This is a genomic window from Paenibacillus rhizovicinus, assembly GCF_010365285.1.
Classification (GTDB): Bacteria; Bacillota; Bacilli; order Paenibacillales; family Paenibacillaceae; genus Paenibacillus_Z; species Paenibacillus_Z rhizovicinus.
In genome coordinates this window covers 1,161,564-1,182,071 of record NZ_CP048286.1, presented here as the reverse complement: position 1 = coordinate 1,182,071, position 20,508 = coordinate 1,161,564, and the positions used below count along the sequence as shown (strand labels likewise).

The window sequence follows — 20,508 nt, the reverse complement described above, 5'->3', positions numbered from 1 at the left end:
GGAAACTACTACATGACGACCGCAACATTGGTTAAGCAGCGCAGCTTGCTTGGACTGAAGGAGCTCAGCAAGGACGAAATCACGGCAATCCTGGATCGGGCAGCGTATTGGGATGCCGGCCCGAATAAATTCGAGCCGGTGCTGCAAGGTAAGTTCATCGCGAACATGTTTTTTGAAAATAGCACGCGAACGCGATTTTCCTTCGAAGTCGCGGAGAAGCGGCTCGGCGCAGAAGTATTGAACTTCTCCGCAGCCGTGTCGAGCGTACAGAAGGGCGAGTCGATTTACGATACGGTCCGCACATTGGAATCAATGGGGATCGACGCCGGAATCATAAGGTTAAAGCCAAACGGCGTACTGGCCGACCTGGCGACGAAGATTAAAGTGCCGCTGATTAACGCAGGGGACGGCAATAATGAGCATCCTACGCAGGCGCTGCTCGATCTGTACACGATGCGCAAGCAGTTCGGCGAGCTGCGGGGATTGACGGTCTCGATCGTGGGGGACGTTCTTCACAGCCGCGTCGCGCGTTCGAATCTGTACGCGCTGCAGAAATTCGGTGCCAACGTTCAATTCTGCGCACCGGGCAATATGTCGGCGCCAGAGCTTGACGCGCCGCTAGTGTCGATGGAAGAAGCGCTCAAGGCGGACGTCATCATGATGCTGCGCGTGCAGCTCGAACGCCATGAGGCAGGCATGATGGGAACGCCGGAGTCGTACCGCGAGCACTACGGGCTCACGGTGGAGCGGGCTTCGCGCATCGCGCCGCATGCGATCATCATGCACCCGGCTCCGATAAATCGAAACGTCGAAATCGACGATGAACTGGTCGAACATCCTCAATCGCGGATTTTCCCGCAAATGCAAAACGGCGTACCGATTCGCATGGCCGTCATCGAACGGGCATTGACCTAACGGTCGAAAGGAGATAAAACGATGGCAACTTGGATTTTGAACGGATTGGTATGGAATGAGGCAACCGGGGAAACGGAACTGAAACATATTCGCATCGCGGAAGGCATCATCGCCGAAATCGCGGATGCTTCCGCCGGACAGCCGGATACGAACGGACATGAAACGGTCGACGCGAACGGCAAGCTGGTTTCCGCAGGCTTCATCGATATGCACGTGCATCTGCGCGAACCGGGCTTTGAACATAAAGAAGACATTGCGAGCGGTACGCGTTCGGCAGCGGCCGGCGGTTTCACTACGATCGCCTGCATGCCGAACACCCGCCCGGTAACGGATACCGCTGAAACGGTTCGCTTCATTCTCGATAGAACGGCCGAAACCGGCATCGTCAACGTGCTGCCTTACGCGGCGATCACGAAGAACGAGCTGGGCCGCGAACTGACGGACTTCGCTTCGCTGAAGGAAGCGGGCGCTATCGGCTTCACCGATGACGGCGTGGGCGTACAGAACGCGCAAATGATGAAGGACGCGATGAATCTCGCGGCTTCCATGGATATGCCGGTCATCGCGCACTGCGAGGACGACTCGCTGGTCGTCGGCGCAGCCGTCACGGAAGGCAAGTTCGCCGCGGCGAACGGCTTGAAAGGCATTCCGAACGAATCCGAAGCGATCCACGTTGGACGCGACATCCTGCTGGCGGAAGCCACAGGCGTTCATTACCACGTCTGCCACGTCAGCACGGAGCAGTCGGTTCGCCTGATCCGGCATGCGAAGCAGTTCGGCATCAAGGTAACCGCCGAGGTGTGCCCGCATCACTTGATCCTGTCGGACGAAGATATCCCGGGCATGGACGCGAACTGGAAAATGAACCCGCCGCTTCGCACGCCGCGCGACGTACAGGCTGTCATCGAAGGTCTGGAGGACGGCACGCTCGACATCATCGTGACGGACCACGCGCCGCACAGCGCGGAGGAGAAAGCCCGCGGCATGATGCTCGCGCCTTTCGGCATCACGGGTTTCGAAACGGCATTCCCGCTGCTTTACACGAAATTCGTCCGCACCGGCAAATGGACGCTCGGCTTCCTGCTGAAGCGAATGACGTCTGACCCGGCTCGCGTGTTCCGCCTGGCGAGCGGCGTTTTGAAAGTAGGCGCGATTGCAGATATTACAATCGTGGATCTAGAGCAAGAACGTGAGGTTAATCCAGACAGCTTCATTTCCAAAGGGAAGAATACGCCGTTCGGCGGCTGGAAGCTGTACGGCTGGCCGGCAGCGACATTCGTAAACGGCAAGCTCGTCTGGTCTGAATAGGAAGAAGAAGCACGCAACTTGATAACAGGAGTGATACGGATGCAAGCAAGATTGTTATTGGAAGACGGCACGCTGTTTACGGGCCTCGGCTTTGGCGCCGAAGGACAGTCCAGCGGCGAAGTCGTATTTAATACAGGGATTACAGGTTACCAAGAGGTGCTGTCGGATCCGTCCTACTGCGGACAAATCGTATCGATGACGTACCCGCTTATCGGGAACTACGGCATTACGCGCGATGACTTCGAGACGGTCGCTCCGTTCATCCACGGCTTCGTCGTGCGCCGTCATGAGCCGATTCCAAGCAACTGGAGAGCGGAATACTCGCTGGACCACCTGCTGAAAGAACACGGCATCATCGGCATCAGCGACATCGACACCCGGATGCTGACGCGTATCCTTCGTCATCACGGAACGATGAAAGGGATCCTCACAACGGGTTCGGAGCGCGTTGAAGAGCTGCTGGAACGTATGTCCGTAACGCCGCTTATGCGCGACCAAGTGGCACGTACGTCGACGAAGAGCATCTTCTCCAGCCCGGGCAGCGGCGAGCGTATCGTGCTTGTGGATTACGGCGCGAAGAGCGGTATCCTGCGCGAGCTGACCAAGCGCGGCTGCGACGTCGTCGTCGTGCCTCATGACACGACTGCCGAGCAAATCCGCCGCCTGAACCCGGACGGCATCCAGCTGTCCAACGGCCCTGGGGACCCGAAAGACGTACCGCATGCGGTGAAAATGATTCAAGACCTGCTCGGCGAATATCCGATCTTCGGCATCTGCCTCGGTCACCAATTGTTCGCGCTCGCTTGCGGCGCAGATACGTCGAAGCTGAAATTCGGCCACCGCGGCGGCAACCACCCGGTGAAAGAGCTGGCGACGAATCGCTGCTACATCACTTCGCAGAACCACGGCTACACGGTGCTTGAAGAATCCGTTGCCGGCACGAAGCTCGAAGTGACCCATATCAATAACAACGACCGGACGATCGAAGGCTTGAAGCATGCAGAGTTCCCGGCATTCTCCGTGCAATACCACCCGGAGGCGGCGCCTGGACCGCTTGATAACAGTTACCTGTTCGATCAATTCCTGGATATGATCCGCGCAACGAAGAAAAACAACCCGCAGAAATCGCGTCAAGCGCAATTGGCGGCATCATTGAGAGGAGAGCTGCAATATGCCCAGAAATAATAAGCTGAAAAAAATCCTCGTTATCGGCTCCGGTCCGATCGTCATCGGACAGGCGGCTGAATTCGATTACGCCGGCACGCAAGCTTGCCAAGCTTTGAAAGAAGAAGGCTACGAGGTTGTACTGATCAACAGCAACCCGGCAACGATCATGACCGACACGAACATGGCAGACAAAGTATATATCGAACCCATTACGCTCGAATTCGTTACGCAAATCATCCGTCAAGAGCGTCCGGACGGCTTGCTGCCTACGCTTGGCGGCCAAACCGGCCTGAACATGGCGGTCGAGCTGGCGCGCGCAGGCGTGCTGGAACGCGAAAACGTACAATTGCTCGGCACGCAGCTGACGGCAATCGAGAAAGCGGAAGACCGCGACTTGTTCCGCGATCTGATGCGCGAGCTGGAACAGCCGGTACCGGACAGCGTCATTGAAACGACGGTCGAAGGCGCCGTGGAATTCGCCAATAAAATCGGATATCCGATCATCGTGCGTCCGGCTTACACGCTGGGCGGAACTGGCGGCGGTATCTGCGCGAACGAGACGGAGCTGCGCGAAACCGTCGCATCCGGTATCCGTTATAGCCCGATCGGCCAATGTCTGATCGAGAAATCGATCGCGGGCATGAAAGAAGTCGAATACGAAGTCATGCGCGATGCGAACGATAACTGCATCGTCGTGTGCAACATGGAAAACTTCGATCCTGTCGGCGTACATACCGGCGATTCCATCGTCGTTGCGCCAAGCCAAACGCTGTCCGACCGCGAGTACCAAATGCTCCGTTCGGCATCGCTCAAGATCATCCGTGCGCTGAATATCGAAGGCGGCTGTAACGTACAGTTCGCGCTTGATCCGTTCAGCTACCAATACTACGTCATCGAAGTTAACCCGCGCGTAAGCCGCTCTTCGGCGCTTGCGTCCAAGGCGACCGGCTATCCGATCGCCAAAATGGCCGCGAAAATCGCGATCGGCTACACGCTGGACGAAATCGTCAACCCGGTAACGGGCCAGACCTACGCTTGCTTCGAACCGACGCTGGACTACATCGTCTCCAAAATCCCGCGCTGGCCGTTCGATAAATTCATCAATGCCAACCGGAAGCTCGGCACGCAAATGAAAGCGACCGGCGAAGTCATGGCAATCGGCCGGACGTTCGAGGAATCGATGCACAAAGCGGTTCGCTCGCTTGAAATCGGCACCCACCGCATTCACTTGAAAGACGCTTCGGAACTGGCGGACGACGTGCTGCGCCAGCGTCTTGAGAAGCCGGACGACGAGCGCATGTTCCTCGTGGCGGAAGCGTTCCGCCGCGGCTACAAGCTGCAAGAGATCCAAGACATGACGAAAATCGACTGGTGGTTCCTCGATAAAATCGAAGGCATCGTCGCTTTCGAAGACGAGCTTCGCCGCGCAGCCGTTCTGTCCAAAGAACAGCTGTACCAAGCGAAACGCAAAGGTTTCTCGGATCGCTCCATCGCCGAAATTCGCCGCGAAGGCGGACAGACGACCTACACGAACGAGTACGATATCCGTGCGTACCGTCTGGAGCAAGGTCTCAAACCGGTTTACAAAATGGTTGATACTTGCGCCGCGGAATTCGAAGCGACAACGCCTTACTACTACTCCACCTACGAGGTAGAGAACGAAGTAACGGAAACCGACAAACAGAAAGTGCTCGTGCTCGGTTCCGGCCCGATCCGGATCGGTCAAGGCATCGAGTTCGATTACTCCACCGTGCATGCGGTATGGGCGATTCAGAAAGCCGGCTACGAAGCGGTTATCATCAACAACAACCCGGAAACGGTATCGACGGACTTCAGCACCTCCGACCGTCTGTACTTCGAGCCGCTCTTCTTCGAAGACGTGATGAACGTCATCGAGCAGGAGAACCCGATCGGCGTTATCGTGCAGTTCGGCGGCCAAACGGCGATCAACCTGGCGGCTCCGCTGACGAAAGCCGGCGTGCGCATTCTCGGTTCGAGCCTGGAAAGCATCGACGCGGCAGAGGATCGCAAGAAATTCGAAGCGCTGCTTCGCGAATTGAACATTCCGCAGCCGGAAGGCTCGACGGTAACGTCGGTCGACCAAGCGGTTGCCGTTGCACAACGCCTCGGCTATCCGGTGCTCGTGCGCCCGTCGTACGTCCTTGGCGGACGTGCCATGGAAATCGTCTACTCCGACGAAGAGCTGCTGACCTACATGGTGCAAGCGGTGAAAATCAATCCGGAGCATCCGGTTCTGATCGACCGTTACATGCTGGGCAAAGAAGCGGAAGTCGACGCGATCTGCGACGGCGATACGGTGCTGATTCCGGGCATCATGGAGCATGTCGAACGCGCGGGCGTTCATTCCGGCGACTCCATTGCGGTCTACCCGCCGCAGTCGATTTCGAAAGAACTGCAGGATAAGATGGTCGACATCACGATCAAGATCGCACGCGGTCTGAACGTCATCGGCCTGGTGAACATCCAGTTCGTTATCTTCCAAGACGAGGTGTACGTCATCGAGGTTAACCCGCGCTCCTCGCGTACGGTTCCGTTCCTGAGCAAAGTCACGAACATTCCGATGGCGAACCTGGCGACGCAAGCGATTCTCGGCACGAAGCTGGCGGATCTCGGCTACACGGAAGGTCTGTGGCCTGAAGACGAGTACGTATCGGTTAAAGTACCGGTCTTCTCCTTCGCCAAGCTGCGCCGCGTAGACCCTACGCTGACGCCGGAGATGAAATCGACGGGCGAAGTCATGGGACGCGATCAACATTATGCGAAAGCTCTCTATAAAGGCCTTGTGGGTGCAGGCATGCGCATTCCGCCGACAGGCTCCATCATTGCAACGGTATCCGATAAGGATAAGCCGGAAGCGATCGAAATTCTGCGCGGCTTCTACGAGCTGGGCTACAACATCATCGCAACGGGCGGTACGGCGACGGCGTTGAAAGAAGCAGGTCTGCGCGTGAAGACGGTGAACAAGCTGAGCGAAGGCTCGCCGAACATCCTGGATCTGATCCGCGACGGTCAAGCGCACTTCGTCGTCAACACGCTGACGAAAGGCAAAGAGCCAGAGCGTGACGGATTCCGTATCCGCCGCGAAGCGGTCGAGAACGGCGTTGTCTGCATGACCTCGCTCGATACGGTACGCGCTTTGCTTAACATGCTGGAGGCCATCAACTTCTCCTCGCGTCCGATGCCTGTCATCGCGCAAAAATAATTGCATGAATGGCCGTGAACCGGCCGAGAAAGCCTGCCTACAAGCAGGCTTTCGCCATGCCATCACGCGATGCGATTTGCGTAACGTGAATGCAAGGCATCAAGGGAACAATGGTATCAATCAGTCCAAGGGGAGGCGAGAACGTTGAAGCTAAGCAGAGAAGAAGCAGCGGGCCGCATCATGGTCGCGCTCGATTATCCGGATGCCGCTTCCGCTGAAGCGCTGGTGCGGAGCCTGGAAGGCATTCCTTGCTACATGAAGGTTGGCATGCAGCTGTTCTATGCAGCGGGACCAAGCTTCGTTGCGGATTTGAAGGCACGCGGGTACAAGGTGTTCCTGGATTTGAAAATGCATGATATTCCGAACACGGTCAAAGGCGGCGCTAATAGCATCACGAAACTGGGCGTCGACGTGTTCAACGTCCATGCCGCAGGCGGTTCGGCGATGATGAAAGCCGCGATGGAAGGCGTTGAAGCGGCGCTTCAAGCGGATGCCAAGCTGCAGCGGCCTCTCGTAATCGCGGTGACGCAGCTGACTAGCACGAGCCAAACGGTGCTCAATGACGAGATCGGCGTCGACGGCTCCGTCGCCGACGCGGTTGTCCGCTACGCAAAGCTGGCGCATGAAGCAGGCTTGGGCGGCGTCGTCGCATCTCCGCAAGAGGTGTCGTTGATCAAAACGGCATGCGGCGCTTCGTTCCAGACCATTACCCCCGGCATACGCCCGGCAGGCGCTGACGTCGGCGATCAATCCCGCATCATGACGCCGAGCGAGGCGATCGCTCAAGGAACGGATTATATGGTCATCGGCCGTCCGATTACGGCTGCCGCTAACCCAAGACAAGCATTGGAAACCATTATCGAGGAGCTGGTATAAATGACAACATCCCTGCTGGAACAATTGCCGAAAGAGATTGCGAAAGGCTTGCTGAAAATCAATGCGGTCGCGCTGCGTCCGAACGAGCCGTTCACTTGGACGTCCGGCATGAAATCGCCGATTTACTGCGATAACCGGCTGACGATGTCCTATCCGGAGATTCGCGACCTGATCGCGGAAGGCTTCGCGACGATCATCCGCGCGCAATATCCGGACTGCCAGGCCGTTGCGGGGATCGCTACGGGCGGCATTCCGCATGCGGCCTGGGTAGCGCAAAAGCTCGGCCTTCCGATGCTGTACGTGCGCGACAAGGCGAAAGGCCACGGCAAAACGAACCAGATCGAGGGCCATTTCGAGCCGGGGCAGAAGATTGTCTTGATCGAAGACCTGATCTCCACGGGCGGCAGCTCGTTGAAAGCGGCAGTAGCAGTCCGCGAAGCCGGCTGCGAAGTACAAGGCGTCGTCGCGATCTTCACCTACCAGTTCCCGCAAGCGATCGAAGCGTTCGCCCAAGAAGGCATTCCGCTCTCGACGCTTTCGAATTACACGTCGCTGATCGAAGTAGCCGCCGAGAACGGCATCGTGCAGCAGAGCGATATCGCGGTGCTGCAATCTTGGCGGGAAAACCCGCAAGCCTTCGGCGTATAAAGCTGAAGTGACGGCGCTTTAGCCGCAGAAAGTCCATATGAATTGAACCTTGACAAGCCCCGGAGCAGATGCTCCGGGGCTTGTTGTTTTTGTAAAGGTAATCATTGGCTTGATTCATTTTGTTTCCGATCGGTTATAATTAACTAAATCGTCACATATAATAGGGCATTGCCAAATAGATAGCCAAAATAGATTAATAGAATGCGAGGAAACGAACATGAACACAATGTATAAACAATTGATGGACTCGACGGGAGATTTGCTGTACCGTGTACGGATTTACGATCGCAACTTGGAGAAATCTGATGAGATCCTGCAGATGGACGAGGCTTATACGCGTATGCGCTTAGCCTTTGAGGCGATAGATGCACGTCAGGACAACGGCATGATGGAACGGTTCGCGGGCAAGCTGCAGCAAATGCGGACACGCCTAATCACGATGATGGAGGATTTGCTGCACACGGCATAATGGGGCCGGAAGGGGAAAATGACCTGCGGTCGGTTCGGGCCTTCGCTCGCTGTTGTAGTTCTGGTTTCTTCGATTATAAAAGTGAGTAGAGGTAGAAATCAGACTACAAAGGCGACCACTTCGTTGCTACGGCTCCGAACCGCCCTCCGGTCATTTTCCCCGGCCCGATAAAACCTTTGTACAGCAAACCTGTGGGGACAAGGAAAGAAAAAATTCTATTGCCAGCAGGCAGTGACGATGGTAGTATGTTACATTAAATGGAAGGGTTTCTAGGGATCCGCTTCGAGGCGAACCGAGCGAAACCGGGCAGGGCGATACGTCCCGCTACACCGTAGGGATAAAAGACCTTCGGCAAGTTCCACCCAGCACGACTGGGCGGCGCTTGCTCGGAGGTCTTTTTTGCTTTACCATGCCGAAGCGCTGCAACGACATAAAGGGGGCTGGAACGTGGTTGCACTTCAGACGCAGGCATTACGCAAAGTGTTTACGGTCAAACGGAAGGACGCTGGATTAGCCGGGAGCTTCAAGTCGCTGCTGAACCCGAAATGGGAAGAGAAAATTGCCGTACGCAGCATCGATTTGACGGTGCGGCGTGGCGAGATGGTCGCGTTTCTTGGGCCGAACGGGGCTGGAAAATCCACGACGATCAAAATGCTGACCGGCATCCTGCATCCTTCTTCCGGCGAGGCGAAGGTGCTCGGCTTTACGCCTTGGCGGGAGCGGGAGAAGCTGGCTTATCGCATCGGGGCGGTGTTCGGCCAGAAGTCGCAGCTGTGGTACCATCTGCCGCCGATCGACACGTTCGATCTCATCAGTCGTGTATACGAGCTGAACCGCAGCGAGTACCTTGCGCGCCGCGACGACTTAATCCAGCGCTTCGAGCTGGGCCCGTACTTGCATACGCCGGTGCGCAAGCTGTCGCTGGGCGAGCGGATGCGGTGCGAGATCGCCGTTTCGTTCCTTCACCGACCGCAGCTGCTGTTTCTTGACGAGCCGACGATTGGCTTGGACGTCGTCGTAAAGCAGCGCATCCGCGAACTGATTCGCGAGTTGAACCGCGAAGAGGGGACGACCGTATTTCTGACCTCGCATGACGCCGGCGACATGGAAGAACTTTGCTCCAGGGCAGTCGTTATCCATCATGGCGGCATTTTGCTGGATGCGCCCGTCGACCGGCTGAAACGCGAGGTGCTCAATCGGAAAATCATCTCGTTGACGCTTGCCGCCGGATGTGAGGCTTCCATGCTGCCGCCGCTGGACGGAACGGCGGTCATCGCAAGCGACGGGCGAAGATTGAAGCTTGAGGTCGACTTGGCCGTTACCGAGATCGAGCAGGTGCTTGGCGCGGTTATCGCCGCTTTTCGCTTGGAAGACGTTACGGTAGAAGACCCTCCGATGGAAGAGATCATCACCCATATTTACGGGACGGGAGGTTAGCGGGCGATGAGACTGGACAGCCGAATATTCGGAAGCCGGCTTGGCTTATTGCAGGTCAAGGGCCGGAAAGCAGGCGCCGTCGCGCAAATTACGATGCGGCAGCAGATGGCTTACAAGACGGACTTCATCATGCGCGCAAGCTTCATGCTCATGATCCTCTATGTGTTCGTGCAATTGTGGTCGGCTGCCTACGGCGGCGATCATACGCGCGTCATCGACGGCTATACGCTGAAGCAGATCATTTGGTATCTCGTGTTTACGGAAGCGATCACGATGGGCGTTCCGGCGCTGTGCGGTCTGATCGAGAACGAAGTGAAGAGCGGCGACATCGCGATTCGTCTTCTTCGGCCGCTCTCGTATATCGGCTACCATTATGCTGCATATATGTCGGAAGCAATATTTCGGTTCTTCATTCATCTCGCCGTCGGAGGCGCGATCGCTTGGCTGAGCGTAGGGGCGCCGTCGTTTGGATATGGCTGGGCAGGATTATTCTCGCTGGCACTCGGTGCGTTTACGGTTGGTTTTATGCTGAATATGGCGGTTGCGCTGTGCGCGTTGTGGGTGGAAGAAACGAGGGGGATGGAGTTCGTGCTGCATAAGCTGCAGTTTACGGTCGGCGGCATGCTGCTTCCGCTGGATTTGATGCCGGAGCCGCTCCGGCGGGTATGTGCTTGGCTGCCTTTTCAGGCGATGCTGTATTTTCCCGCACGTACGGCCGTCAATTTCGGAGCCGCGCCGGTGCTGCAGCAATTCGTCATTCAAGCGTCGTGGATCGCGGTACTGACGGTGCTTGTCATGTGGATGTACAGGAAAGGAGTGTCGAAGCTGCATGTTAACGGGGGATAGGGAACGCGCGGAAACAGAACAGCACTCATCATGGTTAGGCCGTATCTCGGCTACGACATCGTTTCTAATCACTTGTTGGAAAGTAAATCTGGCCTCCACCATGGAATACCGGGTGAGCTTTCTGCTGATGGCCGGCATGATGTTTATTAACAATTTCATGTGGCTGTTCTTCTGGAGCTTGTTTTTCGGCCGCTTCCAAGTCGTGAACGGCTGGGGGATTCACGATGTCATGCTGATGTGGGCGATCGGAGCGGGCGGTTTCGGTTGGGCGAATATGCTGTTCGGCAATTTCAACCGGATCGCGCCTATTGTGGCAAGCGGGCAGCTGGACGTATACCTGTCGCAGCCGAAGCCGGTGCTGCTTCATGTGCTGGCGAGCCGAATGTCGCTGACGGCGGCGGGCGATTTTGCCTTCGGTCTGGTCGTGTACGCATGGGTTGGCGATCATTCGTTCTCGGGCTTGCTTTTATTCTTCATTGGGTTACTCATCAGCGGCTTGCTGTTCATGGGCGTCACCATCCTCGCCGGCTGTCTGGCGTTCTTCATCGGTAACGCGGAAGGACTCGCGCAGCAAGTATTCAACAGCTTCGTGGCGCTATCCACGTACCCGTCCGATATCTTCAAAGGTCTCGCCAAAACGCTGCTGTTCACGCTTATCCCCGCGGGCGTCATCAGCTACATTCCCATCGGCCTTCTGCGCGGTTTCGATTTCGATTTCGCTTGGAAAGCAGCGGCGCTTACGCTCGGCTTCGGCACGGCGGCAATCCTCGTCTTCAAGCTTGGCTTGAAGCGTTACTCGTCCGGCAATGCGATTACATTGCGAGGGTAGATCGCTGATAGAAGCAAACGAGCCAATGCCAAAATGATTTCCAAAGCCAGCCCCAGGAACAGTCCGGCCTATACAAGGACGAAGTTTCTGGGGTCTTTTTTGAGATAGGGGAATGGGAGAGAAGGGGTTTAGAGGGGGTGTTAAGTTGGTAAGAACGCCGCATGAAAAGTGTGTCCGCGCCAGCGGACGAAAACGAGCCATTCACTAACGATACTTCGAAGTCGGCCCCGCAGCAGGCACGTAAATTCCGGGTCCAGGGGCGGAGCTCTTGGGGTCCCCCTTAGGCAAGGGGGATTTAGGGGGTTGTGAAATGCTTTAGGGGGTTGTGAAACGCTTTAGGGATTGTGAAACGCTTTAGGGATTGTGAAACGCTTTAGTGGTTGTGAAACGATTTAGGGGGTTGTGAAACCATTATAAAATTCTCTTAAAGTCAGAAATAGCTGTAACCTTTTGTTCCCAGCTGTCGTCTAATCGTTAGCAATATTAAAGTTTTCTCATATGGAAGGGGGTTCGCGATCGGAATGGGATGGCGGAAAAGCAGGCAGCCCGTTGCGGAAGCCGTCGAAAACAACGTACATACGCATGAACACGAAACGACAGACGCTGATGATCTTGCGAAACCGCTGCTTGTGGTAGAAGGCGTAGAGCGTACATTCCAAGCCGGAGGCCAGCCGCTGCATGTGCTGAAAGGCATTCATATGGAACTCATGCCTCGACAGCTGGTCATGCTGCGCGGGCGCTCCGGATCCGGCAAGACGACGCTGCTGAATATGATCGGCGGTCTGGATCAGCCGACCAAGGGACATATCTTTTTTCATGACTTGCCCTTCCACGACATGAGCGACGATCAGCGCACCAAAGTAAGGCGCAAAGAGATGGGCTTTATCTTCCAAGCGTATGCCTTGATGCCGCTGTTGTCCGCATACGAGAACGTGGAGCTGTCGCTTCGCATGGCCGGCATTCCTGGCGGGCAGTGGAAGGCAAGGGTCGAGCATTGCCTGGAGCTTGTCGGTCTCGCCAAACGGATGCACCATCGGCCGTTCGAGCTGTCCGGAGGCGAGCAGCAGCGCGTGGCCATTGCCAAAGCGATTGCGCACCGGCCGAGTCTGCTGCTGGCGGATGAACCGACGGCCGAGCTCGATTCCCAGATGGCCGCCCAGATCATGTCCGTTTTTCAAACGATTATTCGCACCGAACAAGTAACGATTTGTATGACAACGCACGATCCCACGATTTTGGAGGTTGCCGATCATGTTTACGAAATGGTTGACGGGAAATTCATTTAAAGCGGCGGCTGTCGTCGTTATCGGGGCATCCCTGTTAACGTCTGCCGGCTGCTCGCTGCTGCCGGACGAGAACAACGAGGAAGTGCTGCCGGAGATCGCGCCGCCTCAAATCTCCAAGAAGCCGGAGTATGAGGTGACGACGGCAACGCTGGAAACGAAGAAGACGGTCATCGGCAAAATGATTTCCACGAAGGAAGAAACGCTGTATTTCTCGCTGGATGGCAAACGTCTCAAGGAACTGAACGTGAAGATGGGACAGAAAGTGACCGCGGGCCAGGTGATCGGTTCTCTGGACGTGGACGATATGCGCAAGCAGCTGCGCTCCGACAAGCTGCAATTCTCGAAGGATGAACTGCAAATGAAAGACACGCTTCGCAAGAAGGACGAGATGGATCCGATCGAATTCGAGCTCGCGAAGATCGATTTCGAGGAGAAGCGCCAGAAGCTCGTGGAATCCCAAGAAGAGATCGATAAGGCCCAGATGACGGCGCCGTTCTCCGGTACGGTCGTCAGCCTGAGCGTTGCCAAAGGCGATGCCATCAAAGCCTACGATCCTGTCTGCATCATCGCGGAAACGAGCAATTTGACGGCTGCCGCCAAGCTTACGCAGGATGAGCTGGAAGGCGTCGCGGTCGGAATGCCGGTTACGGTCAACATCAATAACGCGGGTGAATTCACAGGCAAAGTGACGCAGTTGCCCGTTATTTCGAATGACAACGGCAACGGTGGAAATGGCGGCAACGGCGGAGCGCAGCCCCCGGAACGTCCGGAAGATTTTCTGATGGTGTCGCTGGATAAGCTGCCGAAAGGCGTAACGCGGGGGACGCCGCTCTCGATTTCCATCATCATGGACCGCAAAGAAAACGCCATCGTCATCCCGCCTTCCACGCTGCGCTCCATCGGCTCGCGCACGTATGTGCAAGTCATTGACAGCGAAGGCAAACGCGAGGTGGACGTGGAAGTCGGACAGCAAACCGCGACGGAAGTGGAAATCCTCAAAGGGTTGACGCCGGGGCAGAAAGTCGTAGGTAAATAACGTATGGGGATGCCGCTATTTCGCTTTCTGTTCCGCAAAATGTGGAACACGCGGTGGATGACGCTCAGCTCGCTGGCCGGTCTGATCATCGCCGTCGCGTTCGCGACCAGTATACCGATGTACGCGGATGGCGCTTTGAAGCGGGTCGTGGCCCAAACGCTCAAGGACGAGAGCGGAGGATTACCGGCAGGCTCACTGCTGATGCGCTATCAGGAGACGGCGGGCAAGACGGACTTGAACGGCTTAAACGACGTGGAGCACTATATCAAGGACGAGATTCCTTCCTTGATCGGCTTTCCATTCGCGACGTACAGCCAAAGTTTATCGATCCGAAGCGCCGAGCTGACGCCGGAGGATTCGACCAAAGTCGATGCCAGCCGAGTCCGCAAGATGGCTCTAGGAACGATGGATGGACTGGATAAGAAGGCGGAGCTGACGCAAGGCCGCTGGTTCGCGGATTCCGTGAGCGACGACGATACGGTTGAGGCGGTTTTGATGGAGGAGGCGATGTATCGCAGCGATATTCATATCGGCGACGTGTTCCTTTATCCTATCTACGGCGGGCTCAATCTCACGCTCCGCGTCAAAATCGTCGGTGCTTACAAGCCGCTCAAAGATACCGATCCGTTCTGGTATCAGGGCATGGAGAGCCTGATGAGCACGCTGACGGTCGGTGACAAGGCGTTCCAGGAAGGGCTGCTGAAGGAGCGGAACGTTCCGGTCCATAATGCCAGCTGGTATTACGCCTTCGATTTGAAAGACATCAAGACGAGCCAGCTCTCTTCTTTATCCAGCACGCTGGAACGACTCAATATCGATCTCTATCAGCGGCTTAAGGAAACGCGCGTGGATATTTCCTTCGCCAAACTGCTCGACGAATTCAAGAAGCAAAGCCTGCAGCTGCAGATGCTGCTCTTCACGCTCGCGGCGCCGATGCTGGCGATGGTGTTCTACTTCATTGCCATGAATGCACGCCAATCGCTCGACAAGCAGCGAAGCGATATCGCGGTGCTGCGAAGCCGGGGAGCGGGAACGAGGCAGATCATCGGCATTTATTTGCTCGAAGGACTGCTGCTGGGAATCGTCGCGATGTGCGCAGGTCCGTTTATAGGCTGGTTCATGGCCAAGAGTATCGGATCGGCGAATGGATTTCTCGAATTCGTTAACCGCAAATCGATTCCAATCGGATTTACTACCGATGCGGTAATTGCGGGACTCGGCGCCGTCGTACTCGCCGTGCTGGCGACGGTTATTCCGGCGGTGATGTATGCGAAGGCATCCATCGTCGACTACAAGAAACAAATCGCGCGTTCCGACCGCAAACCGCTATGGCAGCGCTGGTACGGAGACGTGCTCTTGCTCGGCGTTGCCGGTTATGGCTGGTATCTATTTAATGAACGGCAAATGATTTCCATCAAGAGTAATTTGACGACGGATCAATTGGATGTGCAGCCGTTCCTCTTCTTCGTTCCGGCGCTGGCGATATTCGCCATGGGGCTGTTCTTCCTGCGAATCTTCCCCTGGCTGCTGAAGTTGTTTAACTGGCTCGGCAAGAAAATGCTTCCCGTGCCGTTGTACTTGACGCTGACCCAGCTATCGCGTTCGTCGAAGGGGTATTACCCGCTCATGATTTTGCTGATTTTGACGCTGGGTTTAGGCGTTTACAATGCTTCCGCCGCGCGTACCATCGATTTGAATTCGACGGAGCGTACGTTATATAAGTTCGGAACGGACGTCGTCGTTCAGACCGTCTGGGAAGGAAAGACCGAATTGATAAACACGGGCGGCAACGGTTCGGGCGGAGATAACGGCAGCGGCGGCGGCTCTGGCGGATCGGGTAATGGCGGTTCAGGCGGAGGAGGAAATGGCTCCGGCGGAAACGGCGGCTCTGGCGGCTCCGGTGGAGGCGGCGGTGGCGGGACTGTCGTGCCAACGCGCGTCAATTACAGCGAACCGCCTTTCGAAATCTTCCGCAAGCTGGATGGCGTCGATGCCGCGGCCCGCGTCCTGCAGACGAAAGCCAACATCGTCGTTTCCGGACGATCGATCGGCCAAGGCACCTTGATGGGCATCGATAACGTCGATTTCTCTAAGGTCGCTTGGTTCCGCAATGACTTGTATCCCGTTCATCCTTTCAATTATTTGAAAAATCTAGGCGCTTACGAAGAAGCCGCAATTATCCCGTCCAATGTGGCGGAGAAATACCAACTGAAGCTTGGCGACCGGATAAACGCCGGCACGTCGGACGGGGTGATCGAATTCGCGATTGTCGGCATCGTCCCTTACTGGCCGGCGCAATACCCGGATGAATCGCCGTTCATTATCGCGAATCTGGATTATATTTATGACCAAGTGCCGATGATCCCGTACGAGGTCTGGCTGAAGATGAAGCCTGGCGCACTGACAGGGCCGATTATGAAACAGCTGGAGGCAGGCGGCATCGAGCTTGCGGATGTGAAGGACGTTCGGATCGAGCTGGCCGCACAAGCCAAACATCCAACCCGGGGAGGCGTTTTCGGTATCCTCAGCCTAGGTTTCCTGGTGTCGATCATCATTTCGCTCACCGGATACATTCTCTTCTGGTTCTTTAATTTATCGGGCAGGATCGTGCAATTCGGCGTCTTAAGGGCGATGGGGCTGTCGCGGAGGCAACTGACGGGCATGCTGCTGCTGGAACAGATATTCACGGCAGGCTTATCGATCGGTCTGGGGATAATCATCGGCAAAATCGCGAGTTTGCTGTTCCTGCCGTTTCTGCAAACGACGGAGAACGTCGCGAATTCCGTGCCGCCGTTCCGGGTCGTCTTCGATGCCAAAGATACGACGCAGCTGTATATCGTCGTCGCTTGCATGATGCTGATGGGCGCTTTGCTGCTGCTGGCGCATATCCGCAGGCTCCGCGTGCACCAGGCCGTTAAGATGGGGGAGGAACGCTAACACGCCATGATTACATGCGAAGGCTTAGTGAAAATTTACAAGTCCGACGAGCTGGAGGTCGTTGCCCTGCAAGGGCTTAACCTCCACGTGAGCGAAGGGGAAATGATGGCGATCATCGGCAACAGCGGAAGCGGCAAATCGACGCTGCTGAATATTTTGGGCGGTCTTGACCGTCCCTCCGCGGGAAGCGTCAGCGTAGGGCCATGGGATTTGCTCAAAATTACCGATGATCAGCTCGTCTCCTACAAACGGGAAACCGTCGGTTTCATATGGCAGAATAACGCCCGGAATCTGCTCCCGTATCTGTCGGCGCTCGAGAATGTCGAAATGCCGATGATGTTCTCGTCCAAGCTGGACCGTGCTTATGCCAAGCAGCTGCTGGAATGGGTTGGCCTGAAGGATCGCATGCATAACAAACTGCATCAATTATCCGGCGGCGAACAACAGCGCGTGGCCATTGCCATCTCCTTGTCGAACAGGCCGAAGATGCTGCTTGCCGACGAACCGACGGGATCGGTCGATACGCGGACATCGGACTTGATCATGGATATTTTCCGCCGGCTTAACCGCGAGCTGGGCATTACGATCGTCATCGTTACCCACGACTTGTCGCTTGCGTCTAAGGTAGACCGCGTGGTAGCGATCCGGGACGGCTTGACGAGCACGGAATTCATTAAGCGGAATCCGAATTTGGACGACGATTTCGAACCGGGAGCTGGACAGGGAACCGTTCATGAAGAATATGTCGTCGTGGACCGTGTCGGCAGGCTTCAAATTCCAAAGGCGTATTTAACCGCTTTGCAAATTACAGATAAAGCATCGATGGAATTTGACGGCGAGCGAATCATTATTTCGCCGCCCAAATCATTGGAGGGGTAATCAAAATGGGGAACAAGCACCTGAAACATTCAGCGCGAGGAAAGGTCGTCTTGCGGGCTTCATCGGTGGCGTTAACGGCAGCGCTCTTGGCATCCAGCCTGTCGGCATGCAGCAAAGGAGAGGGGAGCGACGCCAAGCGGCATGTCCTGCGCGTAGGGTTTATGTACTCCGACTCGTATAACGAACAATACCTGAGACAGCAGTTCACGGACGGCTACGAGTTGCTGCATCCTAACGTCGATATCGAGATCGTGTCGGCCATGGAAACCCAGAATTACCAAGAACCAGACCCGAACAAGAAGCCGGTCGATCAATACGAGAAGATGAAGGAAATGCTGAACGGCAGCAATCCGGTCGATGTCGTGATCGTGGATTCGCCTTATTTTAAACGGCTTATTCAAGACAATATGCTGACCAAACTGGATACGCTCATTCAGGATAACAAGTTCGATATTGAAGATTTCGTGCCTTCCGTCATCGATGGCATCAAGGAAGCCGGAGAAGGTGCGGTCTATGGTTTGACGCCAACCTTTAACTCGTCGGCATTGTTCTACAACAAGAAACTGTTCGCGGATCAAGGCGTAGAGCTGCCGAAGGACGGATTGCGATGGTCGGATGTCTTTACGCTGGCTCAGCGGCTCGCCAAGGGTGACGGCAAGGATCGTAAGTTCGGATTGGCCATTAACCGATGGTCCGACCCTTATTCCGATATGATGACGTATGCGACGCCGCTGCAGCTCAGAATGTTCGATAAGAACGCGGAGAAAATGACCGTCGATACGGTTCAGTGGAAGAAAGTGTGGACGGATATCACGAATTTGTATCAACAAAAGCTCGTACCGACGCAAGAAGACTATAATACGCCCAACGATGCCATAAACGGCAAGCAAGTGTACAATCCGTTCCAAGGCGATTTGTTCATCAGCGGCCGCGTTGCCATGACGGTAGGCGGATATGACTATGTGACCCAGCTGTCCCAAGCGAAGGATGCATCGACCCAAAATCCGAAAATCCCAAGCGTGGATTGGGATGTCGTGACGATGCCAACTTTCGAGGAAGCGCCGGACATTGGCGGCAACGTATATTTGAACAACCTGATGGCCATTAACGCCAAAGCGCAAAACAGCGAAGATGCTTGGGATTTTATCGCGTTCAACAACGGTACGGAGTGGGCGAAGCTAAAATCTCGCAGCACTTACGAATTGGTATCTCGCAAATCGTTCCTGAAGCCTAAAGACGGCATGACCTACAACATGGCCGCTTTCTACACGCTGAAGCCGGCTCCAGGCCAAGATCCCGATCTTGATAAGTTGTATCAAGAGAAGCCGAACCTGTACCAAGTGCAGCAATTTGCTCCTCAATTGTTCCAAGACGTCGTTCAGAAGAAGAAGACGGTCGACGAAGCGCTTAAAGAATGGCAGACCAAAGGCGACGCCCTGCTGCAGAAGATTAAAACGAACCCGAGCGGACCGCTTGACGGCTCAGGCGGCGTCGGCGTCGGTGGCGGAGGCGGACCTGCGATTGATATTAAACCGGTGGGTTGATTAACGGTAAGCAAACGATAGAAGCAGCTGCGCGAATGAGGCGCAGCTGCTTTTTTTCTTAGGGATGACGATGCGGGCTGCGCGGCTGGAACGCATGCTTATTTATGCCGGAAATGGGTACGCTAATCGTGACAGCGACGGAAGGGGGTAACGTTCATGAAATGGGTATACTGGGGGCGCTTGTACGAAACCAAATTCCAAGCGGGCTGCCTGGTCAGACGCATGGAAAACGATTGGTGGGTATACGGCTACGATTGCCCGCAGGAAATTGAAGTTTTTCGCTCGCGCAAAGGACGATTTGGTGTTCGATTCCTCCCATAGCAATAAATGCTTGACTTATCGTTATTTCCTATAGTATATTAATTCTTGTCGCCATTGAATGTTTTGCTGTGAATCGGTGTTATCGCGGGGTGGAGCAGCTCGGTAGCTCGTCGGGCTCATAACCCGAAGGCCGCAGGTTCAAATCCTGCCCCCGCAACCAACCTTTCGATTAATATCGTAAGGGCCCTTAGCTCAGTTGGTTAGAGCGGTCGGCTCATAACCGATTGGTCGGGGGTTCGAGTCCCTCAGGGCCCACCATTCCACAATACATCACATCATGCCGGGGTGGCGGAACTGGCAGACGCACAGGACTTAAAATCCTGCGGTGGGTGACCACCGTACGGGTTCGATTCCCGTCCTCGGCATCCATAGCTTTGACTGAAAACCCTTGATACATAAGGGTTTTTTTTATTTCTATCGGTTAAAATCGATTCGACAAAATCATGAAGATTGAACGTCATTTTTGCCTTTGGAGGCGGATTGGGGGCGAACTGATTTGGGGGCAAACACTTCAAGGTGCGATGCAGTTTTTTTGCTCAGCTTCTTGGTAACATGAGTATACGTATCAGAAGTAACCTGATAGGTAGCATGCCGCAAACGATGCTGGATTTCCTTGAGTGATACACCTTGCTCCAGCAGGTATGTAGTATACCCGGTGACTGCAAATTTAGTTTTATATCGATATCATCTCTTGTGTACTTTTCATCAAGTGCACCAGATTAATATAAAATGAGCCGATAGTTCGATCAATGTATGGTCCGTATTCGCTCGCATCACTAATAGTATT

General features: G+C 55.3%; 16 protein-coding genes and 3 tRNA genes. All 19 read left to right on the top strand.

Going from position 1 to position 20,508, the window contains the following annotated elements; all coding sequences use genetic code 11:
• The first annotated feature begins 12 nt into the window (after window positions 1–12).
• The 19 genes from GZH47_RS05495 to GZH47_RS05410 all read left to right on the top strand — a co-directional run bounded on the left by GZH47_RS05495 (window position 13) and on the right by GZH47_RS05410 (window position 20,086).
• The gene (locus GZH47_RS05495) at window positions 13–915 is read left to right on the top strand and encodes an aspartate carbamoyltransferase catalytic subunit (RefSeq protein ID WP_162639078.1); all 903 of its coding nucleotides are present in this window, start codon (window positions 13–15) and stop codon (window positions 913–915) included.
• Between the two features lie 21 nt (window positions 916–936).
• Window positions 937–2,223, top strand: coding sequence for a dihydroorotase (locus GZH47_RS05490; RefSeq protein ID WP_162639077.1), 1,287 nt, complete (start codon window positions 937–939; stop codon window positions 2,221–2,223).
• A gap of 39 nt (window positions 2,224–2,262) precedes the next feature.
• Window positions 2,263–3,408 (top strand): glutamine-hydrolyzing carbamoyl-phosphate synthase small subunit, encoded by a 1,146-nt coding sequence (carA, locus tag GZH47_RS05485; RefSeq protein WP_162639076.1) that lies wholly within the window; start codon window positions 2,263–2,265, stop codon window positions 3,406–3,408.
• Window positions 3,395–6,613, top strand: coding sequence for a carbamoyl-phosphate synthase large subunit (carB, locus tag GZH47_RS05480; protein ID WP_162639075.1), 3,219 nt, complete (start codon window positions 3,395–3,397; stop codon window positions 6,611–6,613). The genes carA and carB overlap by 14 nt, the downstream gene beginning before the upstream one ends.
• Before the next feature lie 180 nt (window positions 6,614–6,793).
• The gene (pyrF, locus tag GZH47_RS05475; protein ID WP_162645088.1) at window positions 6,794–7,489 is read left to right on the top strand and encodes an orotidine-5'-phosphate decarboxylase; all 696 of its coding nucleotides are present in this window, start codon (window positions 6,794–6,796) and stop codon (window positions 7,487–7,489) included.
• Window positions 7,490–8,137, top strand: coding sequence for an orotate phosphoribosyltransferase (pyrE, locus tag GZH47_RS05470; RefSeq protein ID WP_162639074.1), 648 nt, complete (start codon window positions 7,490–7,492; stop codon window positions 8,135–8,137).
• A 217-nt stretch (window positions 8,138–8,354) separates the two neighbouring features.
• Entirely contained in the window at window positions 8,355–8,606 is a 252-nt protein-coding gene (locus tag GZH47_RS05465) for a hypothetical protein (RefSeq protein ID WP_162639073.1), read from the top strand.
• Between the two features lie 447 nt (window positions 8,607–9,053).
• Window positions 9,054–10,043: an ABC transporter ATP-binding protein gene (locus GZH47_RS05460; protein WP_162639072.1), complete on the top strand. Its 990-nt coding sequence runs from the start codon at window positions 9,054–9,056 to the stop codon at window positions 10,041–10,043.
• 6 nt (window positions 10,044–10,049) lie between these two features.
• Window positions 10,050–10,889 (top strand): ABC transporter permease, encoded by an 840-nt coding sequence (locus tag GZH47_RS05455; RefSeq protein ID WP_162639071.1) that lies wholly within the window; start codon window positions 10,050–10,052, stop codon window positions 10,887–10,889.
• The gene (locus tag GZH47_RS05450; RefSeq protein WP_162639070.1) at window positions 10,873–11,718 is read left to right on the top strand and encodes an ABC transporter permease; all 846 of its coding nucleotides are present in this window, start codon (window positions 10,873–10,875) and stop codon (window positions 11,716–11,718) included. Before GZH47_RS05455 ends, GZH47_RS05450 begins: the two co-directional genes overlap by 17 nt.
• 521 nt (window positions 11,719–12,239) lie before the next feature.
• Window positions 12,240–13,004: an ABC transporter ATP-binding protein gene (locus GZH47_RS05445; protein ID WP_162639069.1), complete on the top strand. Its 765-nt coding sequence runs from the start codon at window positions 12,240–12,242 to the stop codon at window positions 13,002–13,004.
• Window positions 12,970–14,040, top strand: coding sequence for an efflux RND transporter periplasmic adaptor subunit (locus tag GZH47_RS05440; RefSeq protein ID WP_162639068.1), 1,071 nt, complete (start codon window positions 12,970–12,972; stop codon window positions 14,038–14,040). Before GZH47_RS05445 ends, GZH47_RS05440 begins: the two co-directional genes overlap by 35 nt.
• A gap of 3 nt (window positions 14,041–14,043) precedes the next feature.
• A complete protein-coding gene (locus GZH47_RS05435) occupies window positions 14,044–16,977 on the top strand; it encodes an ABC transporter permease (protein WP_162639067.1) in 2,934 nt (977 codons plus the stop codon).
• 6 nt (window positions 16,978–16,983) lie between these two features.
• Entirely contained in the window at window positions 16,984–17,856 is an 873-nt protein-coding gene (locus GZH47_RS05430; RefSeq protein ID WP_162639066.1) for an ABC transporter ATP-binding protein, read from the top strand.
• A gap of 5 nt (window positions 17,857–17,861) precedes the next feature.
• Complete coding sequence (locus GZH47_RS05425; RefSeq protein ID WP_162639065.1) at window positions 17,862–19,400, top strand: ABC transporter substrate-binding protein; 1,539 nt, start codon at window positions 17,862–17,864, stop codon at window positions 19,398–19,400.
• Between the two features lie 156 nt (window positions 19,401–19,556).
• Window positions 19,557–19,721 carry a hypothetical protein gene (locus GZH47_RS33835; protein ID WP_192043588.1) on the top strand — a complete coding sequence of 55 codons (165 nt, stop codon included), beginning with the start codon at window positions 19,557–19,559 and terminating at the stop codon, window positions 19,719–19,721.
• Window positions 19,722–19,804: 83 nt separating this feature from the next.
• A tRNA-Met gene (locus GZH47_RS05420) sits at window positions 19,805–19,881 on the top strand.
• Between the two features lie 21 nt (window positions 19,882–19,902).
• Window positions 19,903–19,979, top strand: a tRNA-Ile gene (locus GZH47_RS05415).
• A 21-nt stretch (window positions 19,980–20,000) separates the two neighbouring features.
• Window positions 20,001–20,086: transfer RNA gene (locus tag GZH47_RS05410), tRNA-Leu, on the top strand.
• Window positions 20,087–20,508 lie beyond the last annotated feature (422 nt).